The 26,137-nt window shown below is 42.8% G+C and carries 24 protein-coding genes and 1 pseudogene; 11 read left to right on the top strand and 14 right to left on the bottom strand.

Annotated features, from left to right (window positions below; translation table 11 throughout):
- Window positions 1–163: 163 nt before the first annotated feature.
- The 4 genes from fhuB to AB4407_RS10885 form a co-directional block, all read right to left on the bottom strand.
- On the bottom strand, window positions 164–2,158 hold the full coding sequence (gene fhuB / locus AB4407_RS10900) for a Fe(3+)-hydroxamate ABC transporter permease FhuB (RefSeq protein ID WP_372120561.1): 1,995 nt from the start codon (window positions 2,156–2,158) through the stop codon (window positions 164–166).
- Window positions 2,158–3,111: an iron-siderophore ABC transporter substrate-binding protein gene (locus AB4407_RS10895; protein WP_372120560.1), complete on the bottom strand. Its 954-nt coding sequence runs from the start codon at window positions 3,109–3,111 to the stop codon at window positions 2,158–2,160. Before AB4407_RS10895 ends, fhuB begins: the two co-directional genes overlap by 1 nt.
- 90 nt (window positions 3,112–3,201) lie before the next feature.
- On the bottom strand, window positions 3,202–5,331 hold the full coding sequence (locus tag AB4407_RS10890) for a TonB-dependent siderophore receptor (protein WP_372120559.1): 2,130 nt from the start codon (window positions 5,329–5,331) through the stop codon (window positions 3,202–3,204).
- Between the two features lie 261 nt (window positions 5,332–5,592).
- A complete protein-coding gene (locus AB4407_RS10885; RefSeq protein ID WP_372120558.1) occupies window positions 5,593–6,501 on the bottom strand; it encodes a helix-turn-helix domain-containing protein in 909 nt (302 codons plus the stop codon).
- Window positions 6,502–6,720: 219 nt separating this feature from the next.
- On the opposite strand from AB4407_RS10885, the gene AB4407_RS10880 reads away from it, so the two are divergent.
- Entirely contained in the window at window positions 6,721–7,479 is a 759-nt protein-coding gene (locus AB4407_RS10880) for a siderophore ferric iron reductase (protein ID WP_372120557.1), read from the top strand.
- A 95-nt stretch (window positions 7,480–7,574) separates the two neighbouring features.
- On the top strand, window positions 7,575–8,360 hold the full coding sequence (locus AB4407_RS10875) for an ABC transporter ATP-binding protein (RefSeq protein ID WP_372120556.1): 786 nt from the start codon (window positions 7,575–7,577) through the stop codon (window positions 8,358–8,360).
- Window positions 8,361–8,498: 138 nt separating this feature from the next.
- Here AB4407_RS10875 and AB4407_RS10870 read toward each other — a convergent pair whose 3' ends face one another.
- Window positions 8,499–9,692 (bottom strand): multidrug effflux MFS transporter, encoded by a 1,194-nt coding sequence (locus tag AB4407_RS10870; protein WP_372120555.1) that lies wholly within the window; start codon window positions 9,690–9,692, stop codon window positions 8,499–8,501.
- Window positions 9,693–9,990: 298 nt separating this feature from the next.
- On the opposite strand from AB4407_RS10870, the gene AB4407_RS10865 reads away from it, so the two are divergent.
- From AB4407_RS10865 to AB4407_RS10855, 3 genes and pseudogenes are all read left to right on the top strand, one after another.
- Complete coding sequence (locus AB4407_RS10865; protein WP_372120554.1) at window positions 9,991–11,076, top strand: PQQ-dependent sugar dehydrogenase; 1,086 nt, start codon at window positions 9,991–9,993, stop codon at window positions 11,074–11,076.
- Between the two features lie 454 nt (window positions 11,077–11,530).
- Window positions 11,531–11,740: a cold-shock protein gene (locus tag AB4407_RS10860; protein WP_004731543.1), complete on the top strand. Its 210-nt coding sequence runs from the start codon at window positions 11,531–11,533 to the stop codon at window positions 11,738–11,740.
- Between the two features lie 72 nt (window positions 11,741–11,812).
- Window positions 11,813–12,208, top strand: a pseudogene (locus AB4407_RS10855) (site-specific integrase); the annotation flags it as partial.
- Window positions 12,209–12,385: 177 nt separating this feature from the next.
- On the opposite strand, the gene AB4407_RS10850 reads toward AB4407_RS10855, so the two are convergent.
- Window positions 12,386–12,865, bottom strand: coding sequence for a hypothetical protein (locus tag AB4407_RS10850; protein WP_372120553.1), 480 nt, complete (start codon window positions 12,863–12,865; stop codon window positions 12,386–12,388).
- Window positions 12,855–13,202, bottom strand: coding sequence for a hypothetical protein (locus AB4407_RS10845; protein ID WP_102536427.1), 348 nt, complete (start codon window positions 13,200–13,202; stop codon window positions 12,855–12,857). Before AB4407_RS10845 ends, AB4407_RS10850 begins: the two co-directional genes overlap by 11 nt.
- Before the next feature lie 301 nt (window positions 13,203–13,503).
- Here AB4407_RS10845 and AB4407_RS10840 point away from each other — a divergent pair, with 301 nt between their 5' ends.
- Window positions 13,504–13,737, top strand: a complete 234-nt coding sequence (locus tag AB4407_RS10840; protein ID WP_372120552.1) for a hypothetical protein — start codon at window positions 13,504–13,506, stop codon at window positions 13,735–13,737.
- A 383-nt stretch (window positions 13,738–14,120) separates the two neighbouring features.
- Here AB4407_RS10840 and AB4407_RS10835 read toward each other — a convergent pair whose 3' ends face one another.
- From AB4407_RS10835 to AB4407_RS10815, 5 genes are all read right to left on the bottom strand, one after another.
- On the bottom strand, window positions 14,121–15,659 hold the full coding sequence (locus AB4407_RS10835) for a hypothetical protein (RefSeq protein ID WP_108020895.1): 1,539 nt from the start codon (window positions 15,657–15,659) through the stop codon (window positions 14,121–14,123).
- 2 nt (window positions 15,660–15,661) lie between these two features.
- Window positions 15,662–16,678, bottom strand: a complete 1,017-nt coding sequence (locus AB4407_RS10830; protein ID WP_181360057.1) for a nucleoid-associated protein — start codon at window positions 16,676–16,678, stop codon at window positions 15,662–15,664.
- Window positions 16,679–16,757: 79 nt separating this feature from the next.
- The gene (locus AB4407_RS10825; protein ID WP_408063689.1) at window positions 16,758–17,342 is read right to left on the bottom strand and encodes a helix-turn-helix transcriptional regulator; all 585 of its coding nucleotides are present in this window, start codon (window positions 17,340–17,342) and stop codon (window positions 16,758–16,760) included.
- Window positions 17,343–17,827: 485 nt separating this feature from the next.
- Window positions 17,828–18,283 (bottom strand): hypothetical protein, encoded by a 456-nt coding sequence (locus tag AB4407_RS10820; protein ID WP_372120551.1) that lies wholly within the window; start codon window positions 18,281–18,283, stop codon window positions 17,828–17,830.
- Window positions 18,267–18,611, bottom strand: a complete 345-nt coding sequence (locus tag AB4407_RS10815; protein ID WP_372120550.1) for a hypothetical protein — start codon at window positions 18,609–18,611, stop codon at window positions 18,267–18,269. The genes AB4407_RS10820 and AB4407_RS10815 overlap by 17 nt, the downstream gene beginning before the upstream one ends.
- Window positions 18,612–19,054: 443 nt before the next feature.
- On the opposite strand from AB4407_RS10815, the gene AB4407_RS10810 reads away from it, so the two are divergent.
- Together AB4407_RS10810 and AB4407_RS10805 are read left to right on the top strand one after the other, a co-directional pair.
- Window positions 19,055–19,594, top strand: coding sequence for a YaeQ family protein (locus AB4407_RS10810; RefSeq protein ID WP_004731545.1), 540 nt, complete (start codon window positions 19,055–19,057; stop codon window positions 19,592–19,594).
- A complete protein-coding gene (locus tag AB4407_RS10805) occupies window positions 19,587–20,168 on the top strand; it encodes a hypothetical protein (RefSeq protein ID WP_372120549.1) in 582 nt (193 codons plus the stop codon). Before AB4407_RS10810 ends, AB4407_RS10805 begins: the two co-directional genes overlap by 8 nt.
- A gap of 255 nt (window positions 20,169–20,423) precedes the next feature.
- Here AB4407_RS10805 and folE read toward each other — a convergent pair whose 3' ends face one another.
- Window positions 20,424–21,077, bottom strand: a complete 654-nt coding sequence (folE, locus tag AB4407_RS10800) for a GTP cyclohydrolase I FolE (RefSeq protein WP_004731548.1) — start codon at window positions 21,075–21,077, stop codon at window positions 20,424–20,426.
- 216 nt (window positions 21,078–21,293) lie between these two features.
- Here folE and moeA point away from each other — a divergent pair, with 216 nt between their 5' ends.
- The 3 genes from moeA to AB4407_RS10785 all read left to right on the top strand — a co-directional run bounded on the left by moeA (window position 21,294) and on the right by AB4407_RS10785 (window position 25,687).
- Complete coding sequence (moeA, locus tag AB4407_RS10795; RefSeq protein WP_372120548.1) at window positions 21,294–22,529, top strand: molybdopterin molybdotransferase MoeA; 1,236 nt, start codon at window positions 21,294–21,296, stop codon at window positions 22,527–22,529.
- A gap of 11 nt (window positions 22,530–22,540) precedes the next feature.
- Window positions 22,541–23,290: a molybdopterin-synthase adenylyltransferase MoeB gene (gene moeB, locus AB4407_RS10790; protein WP_372120547.1), complete on the top strand. Its 750-nt coding sequence runs from the start codon at window positions 22,541–22,543 to the stop codon at window positions 23,288–23,290.
- A 261-nt stretch (window positions 23,291–23,551) separates the two neighbouring features.
- A complete protein-coding gene (locus AB4407_RS10785) occupies window positions 23,552–25,687 on the top strand; it encodes an LruC domain-containing protein (protein WP_372120546.1) in 2,136 nt (711 codons plus the stop codon).
- A gap of 45 nt (window positions 25,688–25,732) precedes the next feature.
- Here the strand turns inward: AB4407_RS10785 and AB4407_RS10780 are convergent, their stop codons facing one another.
- Window positions 25,733–26,134 carry a pentapeptide repeat-containing protein gene (locus AB4407_RS10780; protein ID WP_372120545.1) on the bottom strand — a complete coding sequence of 134 codons (402 nt, stop codon included), beginning with the start codon at window positions 26,132–26,134 and terminating at the stop codon, window positions 25,733–25,735.
- Between the last annotated feature and the right edge of the window lie 3 nt (window positions 26,135–26,137).

The following is a 26,137-nucleotide window of genomic DNA, read 5'->3' as shown; positions in this document are numbered from 1 at the left end:
CTTAACGCCTCCCCCTTACACCAACGACATCAATAAAAAAGCAGTGATGGATCGCTCCATTCACTGCTTTTCATTCGTAGCTTTGATTGCGAATCTCTTTGATTGCCAGTAGCTTTGAATACCAGTAGCTTTGATAATCAAGGGATCTCAGTTTTGATAGAACCTATGTTCTTCGAGATTTCAGTAACAAGAAGATGAAGTAGCTGCCACCAATAATTGAAACTAACGTCCCTGCTGCAAGCTGCGCTGGGAACACTACCACTTGCCCTAACCAGTCTGCAAATAGCATGAGTGCAGCACCAATCAAAAACGACAAGATGATCTGCTCTCGCACCAAACGAGCCCCCATCATTGCAGCGATATGCGGAGCTAACAAGCCGACAAATGCGACTGGCCCCATAGTGGTTGTCACGACCGAACATAAGATCGCAACAATACACAACAGCGCCACGTAGGCGATATTGATATTCAGCCCTCTGGCACTCGCGAACTGTCGGCCAGTAGCAATTAAGGTCACCCAACGGCTCAATAGCAAAGCAGCCCCGATAGAAGCCGTTATCACCATGGTCATAATCATTGCTGACTCAGGTTCAACACGATAGGTAGAGCCTGCTAACCAAGCCAATAATGTGTATTTCCCCTCACCCACTCGCGTTAAAGAGAATTGCACCAAAGCTTCCAAAACTGCGGTTAATGAAATACCTGTGAGAATCAAGATCGAAGGTGCAAACTGATGCTTCTTGCCAAGGAATAGTAATAAACACAGTGCAATCGCGCTGCCTAAGAAAGCAATCCAAGGGCTCAATGAGTGAATCGAATAACCCATAAACAGGCTACTGAAAATCAACGCCAGAACAGCGCCCGCCGACACACCAAGAATGTCTGGGCTTGCGAGCGGGTTGTAGACCAATCTTTGTAAAATCACACCAGCCACCGCCAAACCACCACCAGCGAATATCGCAGTTAACATTCTCGGCCAACGAATCGACCATTCAAATGCGTCTGGGATAACAAAATAGCTCATATCAGAAGAAGGCTGAGATAATGCACTCAACGCAAACAGCCCAAAAATCATTGTGCCCAACAAGAAGTAAGCCACAGGTGAAATAAACTTTGGCCCTTTAGGCATCGAGAAAAACAGCTGATCTTGAGCCGATAATTGCTTTCTCGCAATAATGATCAACGCTGGAGCGCCAATGACCGCGGTTGCCGTCCCTGTTGGAATCATATCCAAAGACCATTGTGCCAAGAAGATCGCTAAACTGTCAGTGACGCAAAGCAGTAACGCACCTAATACACAGCTTGCGACGAGTTCAGATTTGGCCTTTAAGAAGCCTAAATGCCTCGCAATGTTCGGAGCTATCAAACCAATAAAGCTGATCACGCCCACTGAGGTAATCGACACCGACACCAACCAAACGCCAACCGCCATCAATACAAAGAATGTTGCGCCAATATTGAGCCCGCGTGCTGCTGCCCCTTCAGTGCCAATCGAAAGTAAAGTCAGGACTCTTGGTGCCAATAAGAAGATGGCAAAGATCGGAAGTAGCTTAGGTATCAGCCAAATTACTTGTTCCCAACCGTTTTGTCCTAGATCACCCGCTCCCCATACAAACAAGTTCTGTGCGTACTGGTCGTTAAGCAGGATAATTGCTGTCGCAAATGCCCCTAGCAACAAGTTGACCGCCATGCCCGCCAAAACAATTGGCAAGCCGCTCATGTTTTTGATTCCGACAATCGAAACAATCAGCCCCATCGCCAGCATTGCACCGATCAGAGCGAACCAAACTGAATACTGAGCAACCAACATCGGCGCAACCACATTCAGAATAACCAGACCAAGCCATGCACCTGACGATGTACCGAGTGTCAGTGGAGACATCATGCGATTCTGCGTCAATTGTTGAAACAAGCTACCGATGGTGCCAAGTGTTCCGCCAACCAAAATCGCCATGACCAAGCGAGGCAAGTTGACATAGATTAACGCCATCAACTCGAATGAATCATCAACCATTGAGTTGAATCTCGCGCTGTCACTGATCAGTGAAACTTGCTGGAGCAGCTCACCGATAGGGCCAAATTCAGATTGCCCTAACCATAAATGAACAAGGGAAGCGAAAAACAGCGCTGCCCCCATCACCAAACCACTGGATTTCATTACTGCTCCGCTAACGTCAACAGCGATTGCGCCATAGCTTCTGCGTTATACAAAATCGACATGGCACCGCCGTAACTCCAACTTGCCGCTACTGGGCTAAATTGACCATTACGAACAAAAGGCATGCTCTTCCAAACCGGAGAACGGTCTAGTTTGTCTTGATATGGGAAAGGTTCAAAGTAAAGTGCAATGCCCTTCTTTACGTTCTTAAGCTCTGTCATTCGTTTTTGACTGATGCCCCACTGACTCGCAGGAAGATCCATCGCATTTTCAAAACCTAACTGTTCAAGCGCATATTGTGGAATAGAGTTATCGCCGTAAATGAACACCGATGTGGTGCTCGCAAAACGGAAAGAGGTCACTTTCGGTTTGTCACCCGGATACGCTTTGTCTAACTCAGCTTTTAGAACAGCGATACGTTCACCCATCACTGCCAATTTGTTGTTCGCTTGCTCTTCTTTGCCAAGCAATTTACCTATCTTCTTGAAGTTCTCTATAGCAGCCGCTGCATTGTTGTGTTGTTCACTGTACGTTTGGTAGTAAAGTACGGGCGCAATTTCAGAGAGTCGATCCTGAAGATCTTTCTGCGGTGAAGCGATGAGAATCACATCAGGGTTTAGCTTCTTCAAAGCAGAAAAGTTGGGCTCAGTTCGAGTGCCAATGTCCGCCACGCCTTCTGGGATCGCAGGTTGAACAACCCAATCGGTATAACCTGCAATATCAGGCACCGCTACTGGTGTGATACCGAGTTCAATCACTTGTTCAGCAATGTCCCAGTTTAACGCAGCCACTCTAACGGGCTGAGCTTCAAGGGTTTTAACGCCCTCGCTGTCTTCAACTTGGTAATCGGCCATCGCATTAAACGATAAAGCGCTCGCTAATACGGATACCGCCAACTTTGTATGCAAGCTCTTTATTTTAGAAACATGGGAAGCTATTCGTAGTAAATTCATATTGTTGCCTACTCAATCTAAATTCTATATTTATTCAAACGACAAAAGCAGCCCAGTAAAGGCTGCTTTAAATTGATAACCCTAACTTAGTTAGAATTCGTAATTAACATTAAATTCTACAGTTTGCTCTTGACCGTACCAGCAATAGCTCTCATTCCAACAAGTGTAATACTCTTCATTGAATATGTTATTTGCAACGACATTAGCTGTTGCGTTCTTAAGCGAGCTGTTAACCTCTCCTAAGTCATAACCTAGAGACAAATCAACTAAAGTATATGATGGTACTTGGCCTTTATTTTTGTCTGACGTATCGTTTAGAACCGTTTCTCCCACATAACGTACGCCACCACCAACTCTAAGACCACTCATTGCACCACTACGTACAAAGTAGTTAGCCCAAACATTAGCAGTATGATCTGGTACAAATACTGGTGTTTGTCCGATATTTGATGCATTTCTATCTTCAGTAATTTCCATATCTGTGTATGTGTAGTTCGCCAACACATCCAAGTTTTCAGTGACTTGTGCTCGTCCTTCCAACTCAATACCTTGTGAGCGAATCTCGCCAACTGAAGTCCATGGTGAAGCGCCATCAGGACGAACTCCAACATTTTTCTTATTCACTTGGAACAGAGCCATCGAACCTGAAATCATATTCTCATATGAGTCATACTTAAGACCAAACTCGACTTGTTCACCGGTTTCAGGATCTAAGTTATTACCGTTAGTATCTAACTTTACACTCGGTTCAAAACTGGTAGCAAAGTTTGCAAATGGAGATAAACCATTATCAAATTTGTACAAAGCACCTAAGCGGTATGAGAAATTAGTATCATCAGTATCCGTTTTAATTGGTGCACCACCAAATACTGATACTTTTGTCGTTGTTTCGACTTTGTCAAAACGACCACCAGCAATGAACACCCAATTATCAATCAACATCTGGTCTTGGAAATAGAAACCAAGCTGACTTACTTCAATGTCGTTGTTTTGATAATACGTTTTTGTAAAATCATTCGGGTTCAGCTTATCGTTATTTGGATTGTAAAGGTTGATGCTATCAACACCTGAGAAAGCGTCGTAGGCTACATCACCCTCTATGTTTCGATAATCCACACCAAAAAGTAAATAGTGATCCAATGAGCCAGTGGACACTAAGCCCGATAGTTGGTTATCAACACTAATGCCAGAAGAACTTTCATCGGTACTATATGCCGAACGAGCCAATGAGCCAGTTGAAGCATCAAAATTGCCACTGGCGGTACTTTCTTGATAAAAGTCCGTTTTCATATAACGGAAATTCTGAAGAAATGCCCAATTTGAGTTGAAATCATGGTTAAACTTATAACCAGTAATCAAGAAATCACGTTTGATGGTGTTGTAATTAACATCCCCGGCAAATGTCGAAGGTGATACTTTTCCTGATTCAATCGCCGCTAATGGGAGTGTCACGTTCTGACCTAATGCAGGGTCATTCTGATAATAAAGATTGAAGTTAATAAAGGTTTTATCAGACACATACCAATCGATTGATGGCGCAATCACATAGCGCTCTTCCTCAACACCGTCTACTTGCGTATCTTTCTTACGACCCAGAGCAACCAAGCGATAAGCAACGTTGTCACTCAAAGCACCCGTTGTATCAATTGAAGCTTCAACTAAGTTATCTAAACCCGTTGCTAAGCCAATTTTCGTAGACTCTTCGAACTTAGGCGCTTTTGCAATGATATTAACCATGCCTCCTGGTGGCATTGATCCGTAAAGAACCGATGTTGGACCTTTAAATATTTCCAAACGCTCCATCGCAATAGGATCAATCTGAGGTTGTACGTTCCATCCAGGAAGGATTGGCAACATCATTCCGTCATAATAGTTATTCGTAGAGTCAAAACCGCGAATTTTAACCCAATCACTAAGAACCACTGCACCACCTTTATTCTCGGTTGATACACCTGGTGCATAACGAAGAGCTTGCATTACAGACTTAACACCACGTTGTTCCATCTGTTCGCTTTCGATAACGTTAAGTGTTTGCGGCGTTTCTTCTGGCGCTAAAACGGTTTTCGTTGCTGTATTACGGTAGGCTTTACCCATAACAGTAATAGTTTCTACATTCGAATCTGCCGAAGTAGCGGTATCTTCCGCGAATGCTTGCGCTGAAAACGCAGTCAGCAACGCGACTGCCAATGATGAATACTTAAAACGAGTGTGAGTGGTCATGATTCCCTCGGTACCAATGCTTAATTGTAAATAGTAATAAATCTCATTTGCATTGTATGTATCTAGAGGTAGGATAATTAACAATTTGGTGCAAGTTCAAAAAGAACTTGGCCTATTTTGAGTAAAACTAGGTCAATTGCTGATTAAACACACAATTGATCTAGTAACATTTGACCTAGTAGCGTTTGACCTTGTAGCCTTTGACCTTGTAACACAAAGGCTTTTGAGAAGGGGGGAGAAAGTCGGAGAGCTGAAATATGACTACGATTTAATAATAGGAACCCAGTACTCCATTTCCGCATCAGAAGCATGCGCTTGATAACCAAATGGGTACATCTCAAGTTCATAACCATCAACGCCACGATAACCTGAATTTGGAAGCCAATTAAGCACAAACCAACTTAGAGTATGGGGTAGATGCTCTATAGGACCACGGTGCTTTACTACTGCATAGGTTTGCTTAGGGATGTTCAGCACCTCTAACTTATCAGAGATAATACTAGGCAGTTGCGGGATAGAGATCTCGTCATGAAGCTCAACGCCCGCCCAATAGTAAATATTGGTTCCGTCAAAGCAAGACTGAGTCAGGTCAACAACACCAATAAACTGGAGCATGTTAGCGTCAGGGATTTCAACCTCACCCTCTAAACGTGACCATAGCTGAGGGACTTTCTGTGCGAAGTCTTGCGTGAGTGAAAACAAGCCACTGATTTCTGATGTCATTCCTTTCACTAAGAAAGGCTCTCTTTCATCAATGCGCACTTCCACAAAGCTTAACGCCCTATTTTCTGAATTACTCACCGTTTCTGATACTTGTATCGGCTTTTTTAACCCTACTCTTTTGCCTGCTTTTCTATACTGACTTGGGCTTACCCCAAACATTTGCTTAAACGAACGGCTAAAGCTTATTTCTGAATTGAATCCGAGACCAAGCGCAATATCGATAACACGATCTTTTCCATCAAGCAGCTCTTCGGCAGCCTGACTTAACTTTAACTCTCTCACATAGTTCGCCACGGTAAGCCCGGTTTCGGCTTGAAACACTCTTTGCAGCTGCCAACGAGACCAACAGCTTTGCGTCGCTAAATCTTCTAGCGATAACGCAGAGCTAAGATTCGCATGGATATAAGCCAGAACGCGGCTGATACGGTCAAATGCAGGTGTGTTCATATTCAAGCTTTCGTCTTCTCTATTTTTGACTAGGGCGTGTTGGGTTCAACAATACTTTTATCACTTAAAGTGGCTTTTATCACTGAAAAAAGGACAGCCCACCCAAACTTTATAAATCTCAAAAACGTAAAAAGCACCGAGTAGATGCCCCATTTTGTATGGTTATCCTCGACTATGTTCGTTATGATAACGCAACTGATTCTCATTTATTGATTTAAGATGCTTCCCCAACTGCACAAGATTATCACTCGTCGGAAAGCCCCGTCTCTACATCAAAAAATCTTCGCTTACTCAAAACAAGTGAGCCCTTATTTAAGCGGAAGCTTTGGTGCACATAATAACAAGAGCATTGCGGTAACAAATGAGAATAGCCATAAAGAGCTCAAACGAGTTTACGATGGTCTTGCGCAAAGCCACCCAGAAGCTGGCAAAGCGTATTGGTTAACACGAACCTGGGATCTCGTGTGTTGGCAGCCTATCTATGTGACTTTCATTTCTATCTACGGGCTTCATTCATTGCCCGACATCAAGAATATCGGTCAATTTAGATACAAAGAGTTCATTACTGGCTACCGCTTCTTTAATGGTGATCATCAACATGGTTCACCAGAAGAGCTGATTCCCGATGCTGGTGAAGCCATTCTTGCACTGACTGAGTTTTATCGAAGCCAGATCAGTGAATGGACACGTATTCGCCCAGGATTTACCAATCATTTATTGGCCGATCTATTGTTAGGCAGTTTGATAAAACTTCAGCAACACGAACCAAGCCTGACCAACGATTACATTATTGCGCAAGCTAAGCTTTGGTTAGAAGCATGCCAGTTGTCTGAAAATCATTTAGACAGCCTTAAAGTGGACTCTAGTTCGGGGATGTTAAAACTGATCAGAATCAGCTGCTGCCTGGTTTATAAGTGTGATTCAAGAAAGTACTGCGACGATTGCCCTAGGCATCCAAACAACAAAAAAATCGCTTAGTCACGCCATTTATTACAGCTAATACACCTATTAAAGTTCAATACGACGAGCCTTCTCCCATTGAGCTTCGCTACTGATCTAATTACAGGACTGACATGTTTCAGCTTTCAAACATAAAAATTGTTCGTGATGAACGAACCATTCTCTCAATCGAAGACCTCGCGATTCCGACCAATGAACTGACAGTCGTTCTTGGCCATAATGGTTCGGGTAAATCTACACTCGTTAATTTACTCTCAGGGCAGATGTCGCCGGATCACGGCAGCGTGGAACTAGACGGCGCTTCCCTCTCTTCATTCAAAAGCAAAGATTTAGCGAAAAAAATTGCTTATCTACCGCAAAAGCTCCCCGCTTCTGCAGGCTTAACCGTAGAAGAGTTGGTTCGTTTAGGTCGCTTCCCATGGAGAGGCGCGCTAGGCCGTTGGAATTCAGAAGATAAGTCGATTATCCAACAAGCGATGGAAAGAACCGGTGTCACTGAATTCTCGCAAGCCTTGGCGGATGATTTATCTGGAGGAGAACGTCAACGCGCGTGGGTATCGATGTTGTTGGCTCAACAATCACCAGTACTAATCCTTGATGAACCAACTTCGGCACTGGATGTGCATCATCAGTTTCAGCTTATGGGTTTACTGTCTGAACTAAACAAAACGGAAAATGTTGGGGTGATCGTCATTTTGCACGATTTGAATCTAGCACTGCGTTACGCGACACACATCGTTGCACTGAAAAAAGGTCAGATTGCTTTTGAAGGCAGTGCGGAGAAGTTATTAGATGAACAAGCGCTATCAGCTTTGTATGAGTCTTCTGTTCGCCTGATCGATCATCCAGTTCCAGCTAAGACAGCAGCAAGCGAGAAGGTTGCAGTCGTCTGTGAATAGTTCGGGCATTTCAGCTTAAGTCTAAGCTCTGAGCTCTAAGCTCTAAGCTCTAAGCATAAAGAAGGCCATTGAAGTCTCAGAACTTTAATGGCCTTTTCGTTTTTCACTCGCTAGCTAAATAATTAAATAACTAATTAACTAGCTCAGCTGCGACTCTCTCGCTTCTTGACTACTGAAACCACGCAAAATATTAATCAGAGTAACAATAGTGAACAACATGATGACAAGCGATAAATGCCACGCTTCTCCTAGCCCTAACTGAACCAACCCCATACTCACCATTGAAGACACCACCATCTGCCCGCCGCCAGACATCGCAGCAGCCGCGCCAGCGTTCTTCTTATAAGGCAACATCACCAACGCCTGAGCACAAGGCAACGCAATACCATTGCCAAGAATCATCAAGAACTGGCCAAGCATGAGATACAAAGGCTCAAGTGGGCAAAAGAAAAGCCACAACGCCGCAGAGATATGCAATACAGGGGTACATAACAGAGTTTTCTTGTTGCCCAACATGGGGCGAATACGGTTACATAAACTTGTTCCACCCAGCATGCCTAAAGCAGGAATCACCGCCCACATCGCGTATTCATCAGACGTCATGCCAATCTGATTTTGCATAATAAATGGCATCACTGATACGGTAGTGATCATCAAACTAAAGTTAAGCCAGCCAATACTCGCAAAGCTCATAAAATAGCGAGAAGTTAATAACTCTTTGTATTGAGAAACCATTTTCTTTGGCGAAGGGATAGCCGAAACCTGAGTGACGGTTTCTTTAAACTTGAACGCCAAAACCACCCAAGCTAATGAGACATAGCCAAGTAGCGAGATGAAAACCATGCTCCAGCCGAAATGGAAGTTAATAAACCCACCGATAACCGGTGCGATCAAAGGTGTTATAGACGCAACCATAGCAATGTAAGACATCGCGAGCGGCAAATCTGCCCCACTGAATCTATCCCGTGTTGAGGCGCGAGCAAGTACAGCGCAACAGCCAGTCCCTAAGCCTTGCAGAAAACGTCCCATTACCATGCTAGTAAATGAATGGCTAAAGAAGATGATCATTAATAGCCCAAGCATGGCGATTAATAATCCGCTCAGCAGTACTTTCTTGCGCCCTAGAGCATCGGAAATTGGGCCATAAATAAACTGAGAAGGCCCAAAACCTAACAAATAGACACTCACCAAGAGCTGAGCTTGCTCTAGCGAGACATCGAAATCTTTCGCGATCCAAGGTAATGATGGAAACACCAAGCCCATACTGAGTTGGCCAATACTGATGACCAAACACGCAAGTAAGATCGATTTAAAATCAAATCGACGACTCATGATGTAAAGTATCCAATATAACCGCTGTTTTGAGGCCGGGTGGTTTGAGAATAGATAGCTTGGGTATTAACCTCACAACATACAGACAGAGAAAACAGCGAAGATGTTGCAAGGGTAGTATTCATTATGCTCCGAAGGAATCGAATAGAGAGTGGCAGGCTAAACATACGTGAGCTTGTATAATCATACAATACTCGCTCAACTAAATAAGTGAATAGTCACTTTTCAGTAACCCAACCTTTGCACCTATCGACCACAAGCTAAACTAATACCACGTCATGACAATCAAGGGACTTCCATGAACACTCATCATCGTATTCTTTCCTGTGCTTTGGTGCTCATCGCATCGAGCCCAATATCCTCTGCTTTTGCATGGCAGGCAGAGAAGATCACCAACGGGCTAGAGATCCCATGGGGGCTCGCTTATGTCGATGACAGTACTATGCTTCTCACAGAAAAAGCAGGCGTCATTAAACACGTTAATTTAAAGACGGGTGAGCAAAGCACGCTGTTCAGGCTGCCCAATGTTTGGGCGAAAGGCCAAGGTGGTCTGTTGGATATCGCGCTCTCCCCTTTTGAAAACGAAAAGTTCTACGTCACTTACAGTAAAGACGTCGATGATGAAGGCGTAACGACACTGGCTTCTGCTAATTACAGCAATAATGAAGTTACCAATTGGACAGACGTGTTTGTATCTAAATCCAGAACAGACACTGGGCGTCACTTTGGTAGTCGTATCACCTTTGATGATAGCCACCTGTATTTTTCAATCGGCGACCGTGGTGATCGAGACAACGGCCAAGACACCATGACTCACGCCGGATCAATATTACGATTGAATGCTGATGGAAGCACACCAAGCGATAACCCATTCTCGGATAACAGCAAGGTGCTCAATGAGATTTGGAGCTATGGCCATCGTAATCCACAAGGCTTGTATTACGACTTCCCGACCCAGAAGCTGTGGTCGATTGAACATGGTCCGCGAGGCGGTGACGAAATCAACTTAATAAAAGCAGGTGCCAACTACGGGTGGCCTGTCACATCACACGGAAAAGAGTATTGGGGCCCAATTAGCGTAGGCGAGTCTGAAACTAAAGATGGCATTGAAGCGCCGAAAAAAGTCTACGTTCCTTCAATCGCTCCGGGGAGCTTGATTGTTTACCAAGGGGATAAATACCCAGAGTTAAAAGGAAAGCTGCTGGCTGGCGCACTTAAGCTTACCCACATCAATATTGTGACAGTCAATGGACAAGGTGAGGCAATCAAAGAAGAACGTATTTTAGAAGATTTAGGCGAGAGGATAAGAGACATTGAAACTTCACCAAGCGGCGACATCTTTTTCAGTACCGATAATGGCAACCTGTATCGCTTGAAAAAGTAGTCAAAACCTCGCTCCAATAGAAACATGATACTTACAATGAGGTTTATAAATATAAGCCGTTAAAATTGGGTTCAGGCACCAATTAGCGGCTTAATAATTTAGAAAATAAATGTGCCAAAACAGTGCAATTACTCCAAATTCGTCATCAATTTCGACCACCTTTTTCACAAAAACTACAACAAATCACCATACAACTGTAACTCCATGATATTTAAGGAATGCAAAGTTTGACTACCCCCAAGTTTCTGCAACCTTTCACTATGGATTCGATTGACTATCCCCTGATTTGATTTAGACTTCATCTCGGCTAGAAAGAAAGTTCTTTGTATATAAACATTTCGTTGGATTACTAGTAACCCCGTTGTGTTGTACGCAATAGCAATAAACTTTTCCGCGCTATCAGTGCCACAATTGGCTCAAAATAAAAATTTAATTTTAATTTTAGGATATCATCATGTCTAACACAGTTACTGGTAAAGTAAAATGGTTCAACGAAACTAAAGGCTTCGGCTTCATCGAGCAAGAAAACGGCCCAGACGTATTCGCACACTTCTCTGCAATCACAGGCGACGGTTTCAAAACTCTTGCTGAAGGCCAACAAGTTGAGTTCACTGTATCTCAAGGTCAAAAAGGCCCACAAGCTGACAGCATCAAAGTACTTTAATCTAGTATTTTAAAGCTTTCTAAAAATAGCCAGCCTCTGCTGGCTATTTTTTTACCCGCTATTCAGAGATTTAAGGTAACAAGACACCCTACTACCGATGAAATAGACCAATTAAAATAAGCGCTAGAAGAACGCGAACAGCGCAGAGAGAACAAAATCCCCTACTCTATGCTTCTAGACTTCAGCATCCTGAGCTGTATGAGAGTAAGTGAAGTGTGTGGTGGTATTCGATGGGAAGATTTAAACGAAGAACTTAGAACTGTGATCGTACGTGACCGAAAAAACCCACGTAAGAAAGAAGGCAACCAAATGGTCGTCCCTCTACTCGGTGAAGGTGCAAGCCGCTTGTTCGAGAAAGGCTTTACCATTGAGGAAGTTGCTCAAGTAACTGGGCATAGGAACCTAAATACTTTGTGGCAGGTTTATACCCAACTGTTCCCGCATAAATTGCATGGACGTAAAATATAAAAGCGATTAATGGTTTATAGTGAATTTAAAAATATTGACTCGAAGAGACCTATTTGTGTTCACAAGTAGGTCCCTTGCTGATGGTGAACAAAAGCTATTCAACCTATCAAGGTCTTGGACAAAAGTGAGTTTAATAAAAGATTGCAGGAGCAACACATAATCACCCAGAATAATCGGTTACAATCTTAGAGATTTTGCTACTTGCAACACATCAAATGGTTGTGAGAAATACGTGTCGGAAAAGTTTTTAGCATCTTCAATTCCCACCTCCACGACAGAATCAATGGTATCTGGAAAACCCCTTACTAACTTTTTCCACTGCTCAAGAGGCTTTTCATCGTTGGTAAATGATACATATCGAAGCATTATACGAGTGTACTCCGCTCTCTCAGCAATTGAACATCGCTCCATAGCCCTTTCGAACGCAAACAGCAGAACTCCTTTTTTGTTCTCATCAGTTAAGTTATTAAACCAAACATTTTGGATTCCCTTGCTATATTGAAAGCTGTTTCGTTGAGATAAACAGAGTTCAACCTTTTCGTCTAGAGCTAGATAAGACTGATCCATATCAGCTTTTAAGTGCGCCTCCCAAGTATCCGAAGCAGACACTGAAAAAGCTACCAACGAAAGCATAGAGATAAGGATCTTACAACGCATTATGAACGCACTCCCAGAACTTGCGCTCTTCCCCATGAGTATTTAGTGCTGCCATTCCTGAAAGTTGCACTAGCCTGCTTCGCTCAAGAGCCCCAACAGCTGCCACGGCATCTTGATATAGCACCCAATCATAGGTAGTTGCATTATATGACGCAGATGCAATAGCAACGCCTTTATAAGAGTCGCGTCCAGCAAAGATTTGGAAGAAAGGAACTGCCTTAATGATCTTGTCTAGAACAGAGCTCATGTCTGTGATGTGGTTCATTTGTTCAATGTATTCCTGCGTACGAGCTGATGGCTTAAAACCCTCAACACGACAAAACTCACCTTTAACCATAATCTATAACTCGCCTTAAAAATTAGGTCTATGATTTTAATAAAAAAACAAACAAAAGGAAGGTGACATCCGCACTAAATTAGTAGTGATAGTGACTAAAAGTAGATCATAAACACTAATCAAACTTAGTTTAGACATAAGACTTGTAGCTAATCGAACGAACTGAAATAATCTTCCTTTAGTTACCACAGTCTCTGAGCTCAATAATTATATGGTTGACCTATTATTTTTCTTAGCTTTAGCTGTCTATTTTGTATTTTGGTCTGGAAGTGATACCAGCAAAAAACAAGCATCTATCGCCATGTCGGTTTATCTTGTATACCTGTTTGTTTACAAGATTATTCCCCCTTTCCCAGTAATGACGACCAAGTATGATGGCCAGCTCTACGGCTTTCTGCCACTTGTTTCGTTAGGCGTTATCTTGCTCCCCCATTTTAATGGTCAATCACCTGAAGTAGTCACACGAACATTAGGCTGGCTAGGAATCATTACCGCTATTTTCATTATGCTTTGTTTTAAGTTCTACGTCTGGTAGTCCTAAATTTTAAGCTCATTCAACTAGCCTTGTCTTTACCTCAATAGCTGGTACCTATTACCAGCGAATATAAGTTTCATTAAAACACGCTACTTCCGGCCCACCTAGCATCAGCCACATACACTATTATTTTCAAACACTTAATATAAATACCAACCTAGGTCAAAGTGGTGATACTTTTACGACTGAAGAAGATAACAAGCTCAAAATTATGATGCGTGTAAGCCCAGACTCTCGACTCATCATCTGCTATGTTCCAAACAAGGGAACTTCTTCACTGTGGTTTCTCTCTACTACAAGAATTAACGTGTTGACGATGATCATGTGGGCCGTTATGAATCCAAATTTAAATGCTAAAAAGGTGCCTATTGGCTCCTTTTTATTTATCCAGCTAAGCTTTGGGCATAGAAACTAGCAAGCATTAAGGTGATAGAAACAGCAAGTAACACAAAAAGCCAAACTAAAATATAAAGATTTCGTCTCTTAGAAATGAAGCGATTGTTTTGTTTAAAGTACTTATCATTATTCAGAATGTTTTTCATGTCTTCGACCGTTAACACATTCTCATACGCCTTCTTCGATTGCTCATACATATCTCCAAACCTTTTTTGATCTTGAAATGATTCAACCAAAGCAAAACCAAATAAACTTGTAAACACAAATAAAGCCAGACCAATCACTAAAACAAATACATCCGAGCCAATAAAAGCAAATAAATCAGAATAGCTATAACTCTCACTGCTTTTCGAAAAGATCCTAAACAAGATGGTTGAAATTGCGAAGGTCGCGACACCAAACACACCCGTCTTAATTGAGTTTGCAACTTTCTCAGCAGCTTCCCCCGCTTTCTGTGCCGTCACTTGCATTTGGTCAGCTAACTTACTCGTAGCATCGATATAACTCTTCACGTCATCTTTCTGTGAAAGGATAAAGCTTGAATACGCTGAAGCTAAAACAGGCTCATTCACGCTCAATAAATCATCAACATGTAAAGGAATAATATTACGGGTTACACCAAGCTTATCTACTGAACTACCTTCATACACCCACTTATACAATGACCATAAATATCTAGCATCAATATTTACTAAAGCTGCAAAATCATAAGAACCTGAAATGTCTTTTAAGCCTTTAAGCTGATACTCGATTGACTTACTATTTATTGAAGTTAGGTTAGCAAAAAAACTTATTAGGTAAGCATTCAATAGACCATTAAATACACTAGCAATAGCCTTTAGCTCTTTAGGATCACTCACTAACAACTTGAAGTGCCCAGGTAAAAATGGCCACTCCGATGCATTAGAAAAATGACCTAAAGTTCCTCGAATTCGCTTTGATTCATCAGCATCAGTTTTATTAAATTTGGGGTTAAATGAGTTAACTGAAAATTGACTCTTAGGTACAAAATAGAAAAACTCCGAATGAGACAAAGACTCGAAGTCACCTAAAAGAGCTACCCCACGAGCATCTCTCCGACCATAACGAGTAACGATCTCACCATGAACTTGCTCTAGAGACTTTCCTTTTAGATACGCTGACAGTGAATCAATTGAATAAACCTGGTCGACCAATAACCCAGGTTTTGGCTCAGCTGTCGACTTGAATATAGATAGGGAAAAAGAAAGTACCTCTTCACCCTCTAACTTTTCTATCTCATCACGTAAATCACCAAAGCGTTCTTCAAGGATAACTTCAGGTGTTGTATTCGAGAACTCTATAGAATCATCCAGGTCATGGAAAACTTTTATCGTAAATCGGTCTTGATGCTTTCGGTATTTTTGAAGAAAACTAGCCAACGAATCAACATCACTTTCAAATAAGTTAGCTAGTTTGCAAGATGCAGAGAAGTGAGTGAGAGATTCAGTGATGCCTTCCCACTCTTGAACTGGTTTTGCCCAAATACTTCTAACATCATCTAACATGATTACTCTTCTTTCCTGAAATGCTCGAAACCTTCGTCAGAGAAGATGATTACACCCTTTCGACCGTGTTCTTCATGAGGCAAAATAATTTCATCTAAATTATCAATACCGTATTTCAAACTTAATTCAATTTTGTCTGTCAAATTAATCACAGTGTTCTTCTTTGCCTTCACATCTGTCATGTTAATTTGAAAGTGAGGGTCAAATGCGTGCTTCCCTTTTTTCTTAGCGGGGAGCTTTAGCAACTCATCTGCAAAGTCTTTTGCCACAAAGTGTTTATCTAATGCTTTGTGCTGACCAAAGACAGTCTCAACCAACTCATTATAAACAACGGTTTGACCGTGGTTGTTTCTTAGGTAGGTGATCAAGTGATTACGTAACGCTGTATAATCTGATTTAAAACCGTCTCGTTTTACTTTCTTGAGAGCACCATCAATCGCATTAAATGCATTGGCTGTATTTACATTATCAGATCTTACTGGATATACATCCAGAAATTTTATCCAAAAAGCATTGGCTCTTGATACAAACAAGCTAGCGGGCTTACCTGACTCAAAGCGAATAAGTGCTGTATTTAGAGCTTTTTTCTCTGTGGGTAGACCATATTGATGTTCGAAATCTACAACACTCGCGAACTCTTCTTGCTCCATTTTAACTAACACTAGGATATCAACGTTAGCTTCAGGTGGTTTGCAGTGAATAAGCAGTAAGCTACCTGGCGTAACCTTTTTATCGAGATGCTCGATTCGCTTTTGTGATACTTGTTGAGCATCCAAAAGGCTAGCAGAAAACTCTTCACATAACGCCTGCCAATGAGGCGCGTGTTCAATATACTTAAGAAACTCTAGTTCAACTGAAGATCCTTCATTAAAAATGAACTCTTGAGTATTCTCATTATCCTGAGTATGTGTAACTGCCAATTTAGCAAAGTCTTGAAAATTAGCACTAGAGTTAACATTACCCACAAACTTTTTGTACTCACCAGTTTCAATGAACAGGTGATAACAACTTGTATTCATATATTTCATTAACTAGCAATCCACATTTATTACTATAACTATCAACAAAAAAGGCGACCCTGAGGTCGCCTTCGCTTTTCTAAATCACCGCCTTCATGACGGTGGTAATAACTTTCCCGATTACCGCGAACTCGTCGAGTTTCTCCTCATTCACGATAAACGAATCATATTCTTCTTTGTTGTCTGAAATGACGTTATAGCCCTCGGCCATGATGTCGTACTTCAGGCGTTTTATGTAAACGTGCTTACCAATGCGAACAACATAGACACCATGCTTTACGGGGTGATCGAGTTCTCGGGTATCGACTAATACTTCATCGCCGTCGCTCAAAGTGTCTTCCATTGAGTCACCGTGGCAAATGATGATACGAGCATCTTCTTCTGTCAGGCCGAAACGTTTTAACCATAAGCAAGGTAGGAATTCGGTTCTGAGTTGGTATTCAGTATCGTTTTGAGCACCAAACCCACAAGACGCATAAACGTTGTACACAGGTACAGCGCACATATCGCCTATTTGAGAAGTGGCTTTCACAGACTTAATATTCGAAATCTCTGTGACATTGTCATCGATGACGTGATGAGATTCACTTAACCAATTGTTTCTCATGGTTTTATCATTCCAACAGAAAATGGACTTAGCAATAGCCTGTCTCCACAAACTCACAACCCAGTCTCCTTAAAGAGACTAAAGCGCACATTAAAGTGTATTACCCTAGTAACGAAGTCATCGCATAACAAACTATAGCCGCAGTTTAAGATCGGTATTGTATATGACTACCTGCGATAAACTGCAAACCGCTAAGAACTATAACACGCCATTACTGTGGTGGATATGATGCTAAGCCTTTGAATATTAGACATGTGTTAGACGCTGCATTTAATTTTCAATATTTTAGCTCTCTAAGCAATATTTGAGAATTAAGCTCACAGCAATCACAGCAATCACAGCAATCACAGCAATCACAGCAATCACAGCCAGAATAAATGCCGCTAAAAGCACACTGAACACTGTTTCGATTCGTAAAAAACAGAAGCGAACAGAGTGGTAAACATCTTTCTAAAAATAGCCAGCCTCTGCTGTAATGCCGTTCACTTAAGAGCGAACGGCATTAACCTTTAACGGTCAATTTCTATTGTTCACAGATCGACTTATTGCGGGGGATACCAACCCTGCTCTTCCATCACATAGCGAGTACTAAATGGTTCACTAAAGCGTTTCTGAAGTTCCATGACCTTAATCATGTCTATATTTTTCATTCTTTCCGACGTTTGCTCTTCAAGAGGTATTAAATCGACAGCGTTTCTATCAAATACCTCTTGGGCATCCTGCTCTTGAATAGCTTTGAGCAAAGCTTCAGTTTCGAAGTATGAACATTGTCTGTCATTGTAGTTCGCAATGTAGCTAGCTACGCTCTTTTTGTCTTCAATCGAGAGTGATTGAAACCAATCAGACTTTGGAAACGGGATTTCGTTTTTCTGAGCTAACTCAATACAAAAATCGATTCTCTGTAACCACTGTTTCTCTAAGCTCTCCACACTTGTTTGGCTATAGGCACAACCAGATAACAACGAAAGAGCTATTAAAACCTTACTTCGATAATTCAACCACACACCCCCAGAACTTTTGTTCCTCTCCATTTGTGAATATCTCACGTTCCATTGCTATTTTAAGGATCGTATTTCGAGTATAAGAGCTTGAACTCAACATCGCTTGACCAAACGTATCCCAGTCATTTTCTCTGATTGTTATCATCGTTTCAAACGGGCTTTTCGTGACACTTGGTGTGCCAAAGATAAAATAAAATGGAGTTGCCGCTAGAACTCCAGCTAAGAGGTTCCCTGATTCCATAATCGACTTAATATCAGCTACATCTCTCTTGCTTCTCTTACTAAGCTGCATGTTTTTTATTTCACAAACACCAATAGTTGCCATATCAATACTTCTCAAATTGCATACATTCTAGATGTTTTTTAGATATTTAGACTGGAATTGTCAATTCGCAAAAGTTGATGGTATGCACGTAAATAGAACAATCCGCACATTTACTGTCAGAAACATCATCTTAACCATAAACTCAGACCAATTAACTTAATGAGTGCTATCTATTTCAAAAAATAAACAGAGAGTTGTCGCCATCTGATTTTTCTATTTATCATAATCTAATGATTTTAATGAAACTCACTCGAAAGAAAATAACGACTTACTATCAGTCAATTCGGGGCAACAGTTAAATCAAGTATTACTAAAAATTTCTTCTTGCTAGCTAACTGTTCTACTTCGTTTATACTAGGCACAACTTATCTATAGGCTGTGATTTCAAAAAACTCATTGGTACACCTATAGTACACCTCATCCGATTGGAACCCTTACATCACATGGCTCTAAAACCCACAATCTATAAGTTTCGTATTTCTTTAACCGATATGAATCGCGACTATTACGACTCTTTTAATCTAACGGTTGCACAACACCCTTCTGAAACAGAACAGCGCATGATGGCTCGAATCATTGCTTTCTGTATTAATGCATCTCCTGAACTTGAGTTCACTAAAGGATTGTCTAGCATTGAAGAACCGGATTTATGGCAGAAGTCATTGGATGACCAAATCTTAGAGTGGATTGATGTGGGCGAACCCGATCCAGAACGCGTAAAGAAAGCGACTCGCTTATCTAAGTCTGTGAGTGTGTTCAGCTTCAACACTAAATCGAATGTTTGGTGGGAACAGAACAAAGGTAAATTCGGTTACCTGAAAGCTCAGATCGTTCGTCTAGACAACGATGGTATTGAGCAACTAGCAGCGATGACACAACGTACTATGGACCTTTCCGTAATGCTGTCGGGTAACTCTGCGTTTGTAAACAGCGACACTCAATCTGCAGAAGTCACGTGGGAAGAGCTACAGAGTAATGACTGAGATCCAAACTCAGACTGAACCTCAGCGCCAAACTAAGCTCGAAGCGTGTTTGCAGATCGCTGGTCTCGATTCAGTCAAAGCGTTGACGACTGGCTATGAAAAAGAGTTAAAGTCATTTATTGATGAAAACCATGCTCTGTTTAGACACGCTTGCGAGAACAAACCGGACAACTCTGCACGTCAGACGTTGCTTGGCCTGTTAACCAAGGTACATATCGATGCAAGCTATCGCTTTGAAAGCAATAAAGAAGCGAATGAGGCGATGCAAAATGTATTCGATACTACAGTGGGCACTGAGTACAGCGACAAGTTTCAAAACTCTAACGCTCAGCAGTTAAAGTTAATCACTCATTTGTGGTTGTTCATTCAGGGACGACTAGGAATGGATTACAGCCTTGCTAATGATCACGCAGCAGTAGCCGCTTCGTTGCTATCTCGCGTATCAAAAAACACCGATGATGAGATTCGCGTAGAGTTTATGGCAAGTTTTTATGATGGTTTGAATATCTATCAAGCTGAGAACAAGCCGTCCGGTTTTGTTCACCACTTTAAGCGTTTGTTTAATCTTTCTTAAGCATTCCACCAGCTGCTGTACCCAAATTTGCGCTTTATAGATTCTGTAGAGCGCATCTAATTTTCGTTCCAATCAACCTACCTCGAAAATGCAGATTCCCTACTCGCTCATTGTTCACTCTAGGGAATGACGACATTCGCAGTCATTGCACTTTACTTCATTGCAAGCACAAAAAAGCCCCGCAGAGTGCGAGGCTTAGAATCTTGATTGTCGATTTTCTAAGGCTAAATCGAGCTTATCAAATAACGAAACGTATTAACGCAGGCCGTGTAAGAACTCATGGCGTGTTGCTGGGTTTGATCTAAAAATACCCCCCAGAGCTGTTGTTGTTGTTTCGCTGGTTGCGTCCATTACACCACGAGATTTCACGCAGTAATGAACCGCATCCATGGTTACAGCAACATCATCCGTTTCTAGCAGCGTTTGTAATGCTACAAGGATTTGCTGCGTCATACGTTCTTGAACTTGAGGACGTTGAGCAAAGAAACGAACGATTCGGTTGATCTTCGAAAGACCAATGATCTTACCTTGCGGAATGTAAGCCACTGCGGTTTTACCATCAATGGTGACTAAGTGATGCTCACATGTGCTGGTGACGGTAATGTCTTTTACACGAACCATTTCACGAACACCCATCTTGTTTTCGATCACGGTGATTTTAGGGAAATTGGCGTAATCCAAACCAGAGAAAATCTCATCCACATACATTTTTGCAATACGTTGCGGCGTTTCTTCCAGGCTGTCATCTGCAAGATCAAGTTCAAGGAGAGTTAGAATCTCACGCATATGGTGTTCGATTCGTTCCTTTTTCTCTTCTCGGCTAACCTGGTTAGGACGCATTGGTGTCTCTAATCCGCGGCTTGCTAGCGCATCTTTAACCAACTTCGCTGATTCGCTAAGACCTGACATTGAACTTCCTCTTTTAATACCCCTTCTGGATGGCAAACAAGGATACTCGGAATTTTGATTAAATACACCCATATTTTAAGGGAGGTCATTATTTACGGGGCTTAAACTATGCTAAAGTGGCTGCAATTTCGTTGGCGAACATCTGTGATTTGATAATTATGGAGCCACCATTGCCAACCACTAAATCAAAATAATAACGACCAAAGGATTTCAATTATGGGCTGTTGCGACGCTCCCGGCTTAATGCCAATTGAAGAAGCACTAGATAAGCTGCTATCACCAATCAAACCAATCCAAACGACTTTATCTCTACCTCTTGCTGAAGCATTAGGTTATGTCCTTGCTGAAGATATTCTTTCCCCTATTTTCGTACCTCCTTTTGATAACTCAGCAATGGATGGCTATGCACTGCGCTTAGCAGACCTAGAGAACGGTAAAGTACTGCCATTGGCAGGCAAATCTTTTGCAGGCCAACCGTTCGAAGGTGAATGGCCAAGCAATACCTGTATTCGCATTATGACCGGCGCAAAAATCCCTGAAGGTTGTGACGCTGTCATCATGCAAGAAAATACGGTCGAAACTGACGCTGGTATTGAGATTCAACAAGACGACATCAAGCTGAACAACAATATTCGCCCTACTGGTGATGACATCAAACAAGGTGATATCGTTCTTAGCCGTGGTGAACGTTTAACACCTCGTGATATTCCAATGATTGCTTCACTGGGTGTAAGTCACGTGACGGTGTTACACAAGCCTAAAGTCGCGTTTTTCTCTACTGGCGATGAGCTAAAGCCACTAGGCCAACCTCTTGAAGACGGTCAGATCTACGATAGCAACCGATACGGCATTAAACCGCTGATCGAAGCCTTTGGTTGTGAAGCTATCGACTTGGGTATCATCCCAGATTGCCCTGCAACGCTTAAAGAAACCTTCGAGAAAGCACAGCAAATAGCAGATGTGGTTGTGACTTCTGGCGGCGTGAGTGTTGGTGAGGCGGATTACACCAAAGACATTTTGGAAGAGATCGGCCAAATCGGCTTCTGGAAACTGGCAATTAAACCTGGCAAACCGTTCGCATTCGGTGAATTAGATAACGCGTGGTTCTGTGGCTTACCGGGTAACCCAGTTTCAGCGATGATGACGATGTACGTGTTGGTTCAGCCTATGCTTGCTAAATTGGCTGGTCACACAGCGTGGACAGATCCGGAATCTATTCCTGCTATCACCAAGTCTGCATTCAAAAAAGGCCCAGGCCGTACTGATTACCAACGTGGCATCTACTCGATTGAAAACGGTCAGTTTGTCGTAGAAACAACAGGTAATCAAAGCTCTGGCGCTTTCCGCTCAATGAGCTTAGCAAACTGCTTTGTGGTACTGGAGCGTGAACGCGGACGTGTAGAAGTGGGTGAAACGGTTCAAATTCAGCTGTTTAACTCGACGCTTTACTAACGAGGCTTGTGATGGAAATACTGTCTGACGCAGAGATGCTTCGTTACAACCGCCAAATCATCCTTAAACAGTTTGATTTTGAAGGCCAAGAAGTACTAAAGCAGAGCTCAATCTTAGTATTAGGGGCAGGAGGCTTAGGTTGTGCCTCTGCCCAATACCTTGCGACTGCGGGTATTGGTAAGCTAACACTGATCGACGATGATGTTGTCGAGCTTTCAAACTTACAACGACAAGTCCTTCACACCGATGCTGATATTGGCAAGAAGAAGGTCGATTCTGCCGCTGAGTCGCTGCAGGTATTGAACCCTCATCTGACAATTGAAACTGTCGACCACAGGCTTGATGACCAAGCACTTGGAAAGTTGATTGAAACTCACTCCCTTGTTCTTGATGCCAGCGACAACGTAGAAACGCGCAATCAGTTGAACCGCTTGTGCTACACATCGAAAACGCCATTAGTCTCTGGCGCTGCGATTCGCATGGAAGGTCAGATTAGCGTATTCACTTATCAAGACGACGACGCGCCGTGTTATCAGTGCTTGAGTGCTCTATTCGGCAACGCTGCACTCAGCTGTGTTGAAGCCGGTGTGATGGCACCAGTTGTCGGAATGGTAGGTGCCGCTCAGGCTTTGGAAGCTATTAAGGTTATTGCTAAGTTTGGACAACCAAAGCAAGGCAAACTTTTGATTCTCGATGCTATGTCGCACAGCTGGCGTGAGATGAATTTAATGAAGATGCCTAATTGTTCGGTGTGTGGATAGACACAGTCGTAATCCTCTCCCACCGAAAACTTAAGCCTAAGCCTTGACTAAAGTCAGGGCTTTTTTAGAGCTCTACATTAGCTTCTCACATCGATTTATCAATTTGAAATACTCTATGAAAGATTAGTTTCATTTGAGTTCTCATTTTGAGAATATAATGAACACCTCAGCAAACTGAAATATAATAGCTAAAAATCAACAACTTAAAATTGGCACATAACTTGTAACTGTATCTAAACCTTCTATGACAAGGATGTAGATATGAGAATTACAACGTTAAGTTTGCTATTAAGTGCGTCTTTTGTCGCCAACTCCGCGCCATTCGATACCTGTCCAAGCCAGGCTTACCTCTTTCAATCAAAACCCGTTGAGGTTTGGGGTGTCAACCTAGTAACAGGTTCAACAACCCTTCTAGAAGACGATACTGGTATGAATGCCAATATCAATGGTGTTGGTTTCGACTTTCAAGACAGATATATCTACGGTTACGACACAACAAACAAACGCTTGGTGCGCCTTGGACAGGATTTCCAAGCTGAAGTCATCAATACCAGTGGATTACCAACCGATCACACCTTCTATGTGGGTGACGTATATGACCACGTTTACTACTTATACCGCACGGGCAAAGGGCTATTCACCGTTGACCTATCTCCTTTAGATGCCGACCCAAATGCGACCGTCACTGTAAATAAGATTGCAAACAGCCCCGCAACCGTAAAACTGACCGATTTTGCTTTTCACCCAAGTGATGGTTCTCTATATGGTATCGATAATAACTCCGGAGGCTTATACAGCTTCAACCCTACAACCGGTGCCGAAACCTACATCGGTGATACTGGAGAGTTAGGTACATTCGGAGCGGGTTATTTTGATGTAAACGGCTATTACTACGTATCTCGAAATCAAGATGGGAAAATCTACCGAATCAACCTATCTCCCGACAACGCGACCAATATCGCAGCAGGAATTGTTCCAGCCGTTGAATTTGTATCGAATGGACCTTCTTCCGGCCAAAACGATGGTGCACGCTGTGCTAATGCCCCAGTTGTTGACGAAGATTCCAACATCGACTTCGGTGACGCGCCAGATAGCTACTTGACTCTGCTCGCTAGCAACGGCCCTCGACATGAACTTGATGGCATCACCTGGTTAGGTACAAACGCACCCGACGCAGACCTTGATGGCTACGTCACACCACAATCAGATGAAACTGTCGGGGTGGATGATGAATGGGCAAACGGTGGCATCGGTTTTGTTACCGCACTTGAAGCCGGACTTGATTCAAAAATTATCGTAGAAGCTTCGACCTCTGGGTACCTATCAGCTTGGATCGATTGGAACCAAGATGGCAGCTTCGATGGTGCTAACGAACAAGTATTTACCGACTACCAATTGGATGCTGGTGAAAACGATCTGTTCCTAAATGTCGATATCAACGCACTAACGGGGACTACTTGGGCTCGCTTTAGATTCAGCCAACAAACCAACCTGAGCTACTTTGGTGGTTCGACATCTGGTGAGGTAGTTGATATTCAAGTTGATGTTCTTAACGACGGCGCTACAGCCCGTTACTTCCCAAGTGCTTCTGGTTACGCAACCTTGGCGTATGAAGATAACTGGCCTTATAAAGCTGATTACGACATGAATGATGCTGTGATTATGTATCGCATCACAGAGATCTTAAAAGACGGAAAAGTGGTTAAATCAACCATCGATGGACGTCTTGCGGCGGTAGGTGCTTCGTACAGAAATGGGTTTGCTGTTCGACTCCCTAACTTAGACCCGAGCTTAGTGAGTAGCGGAAACTCCTACATGAAGCACAATGGTGCATTCACTGCCCTCGACCTAGAAGATGGGCGTAGCGAAGCAATATTTGTTATCGCCAATGACCTAACAGAAAAAATCAGCACTGGCTGTACCTTCTACCGTACCAATAATGGATGTAAAGAAGATGAGCAGTTCTCATTCCAAATCGGTATTACCTTAGCGGGAGACGGTGTGAGTACTGACAGTTGGACTGACATGCCTTACGACCCATTCATCTTTGCAACGCCTGGGTATTATCACGGTGAAAACCTACCTCTACATCCTGGACGTAGTTGGGAGGTTCACTTGCCAGACCAAGCTCCAACTGAAGCATTTGATACAGTAAATCTATTCAATACGGGGCTAGGTGTTGACGACAGTGACCCCGCTGCGGGCAAGTATTTTAAAACCGCAGACAACCACCCTTGGGCGCTACTGATTACTTCAGACACGGAATGGGAATGGCCACTGGAATACGTAGATATTGTCACTGCCTATCCAAACTTTGCGAACTTTGCTGAATCCGGTGGTACTCAATCAACCGATTGGTTCCAAACACCTGCCGCTGACCAATGTTACTTGCCTTAGGAGAATGATCATGAATATGCCAATTAAACAGACAGTAACAAACGGTCACGAAAATTCGAACAGTGCTTTGTTACCTAACCAGTCCAATACCGAACATAAAAAGGGTACGCCGCAGTCGCAATGTTGGGGGTTGTCGAAATCCATACGTATTACATTACTCATTGCACCACTGGCGTTGTTAGGTTGTGGGGGCGGAGGCGGCGATGGTGGCTCATCAGCGTCAAGCCCATCGCCTTCAACACCTGCGGTGACATCACCTGTGACGTCAACACCAGTGACGTCAACACCGGCAACGTCAGCGCCTGTTACATCAGCACCAGTGACGCAAACACCAGCAGCGTCAGCACCTGTGATATCAGCGCCCGTTACATCACCATCAGTGGCCTCAACACCAGTCAATGTCGCTATAAACCCGGCGCCGACACCAGTTAACGCGGTGCTCTCCAACGG

The sequence above is a fragment of the Vibrio sp. 10N.261.46.E11 genome (assembly GCF_041472735.1).
In the GTDB taxonomy this organism is placed as follows: Bacteria; Pseudomonadota; Gammaproteobacteria; order Enterobacterales; family Vibrionaceae; genus Vibrio.
Note: the sequence above shows the minus strand (reverse complement) of the source record. Positions and strands in the feature narration are given on the sequence as shown.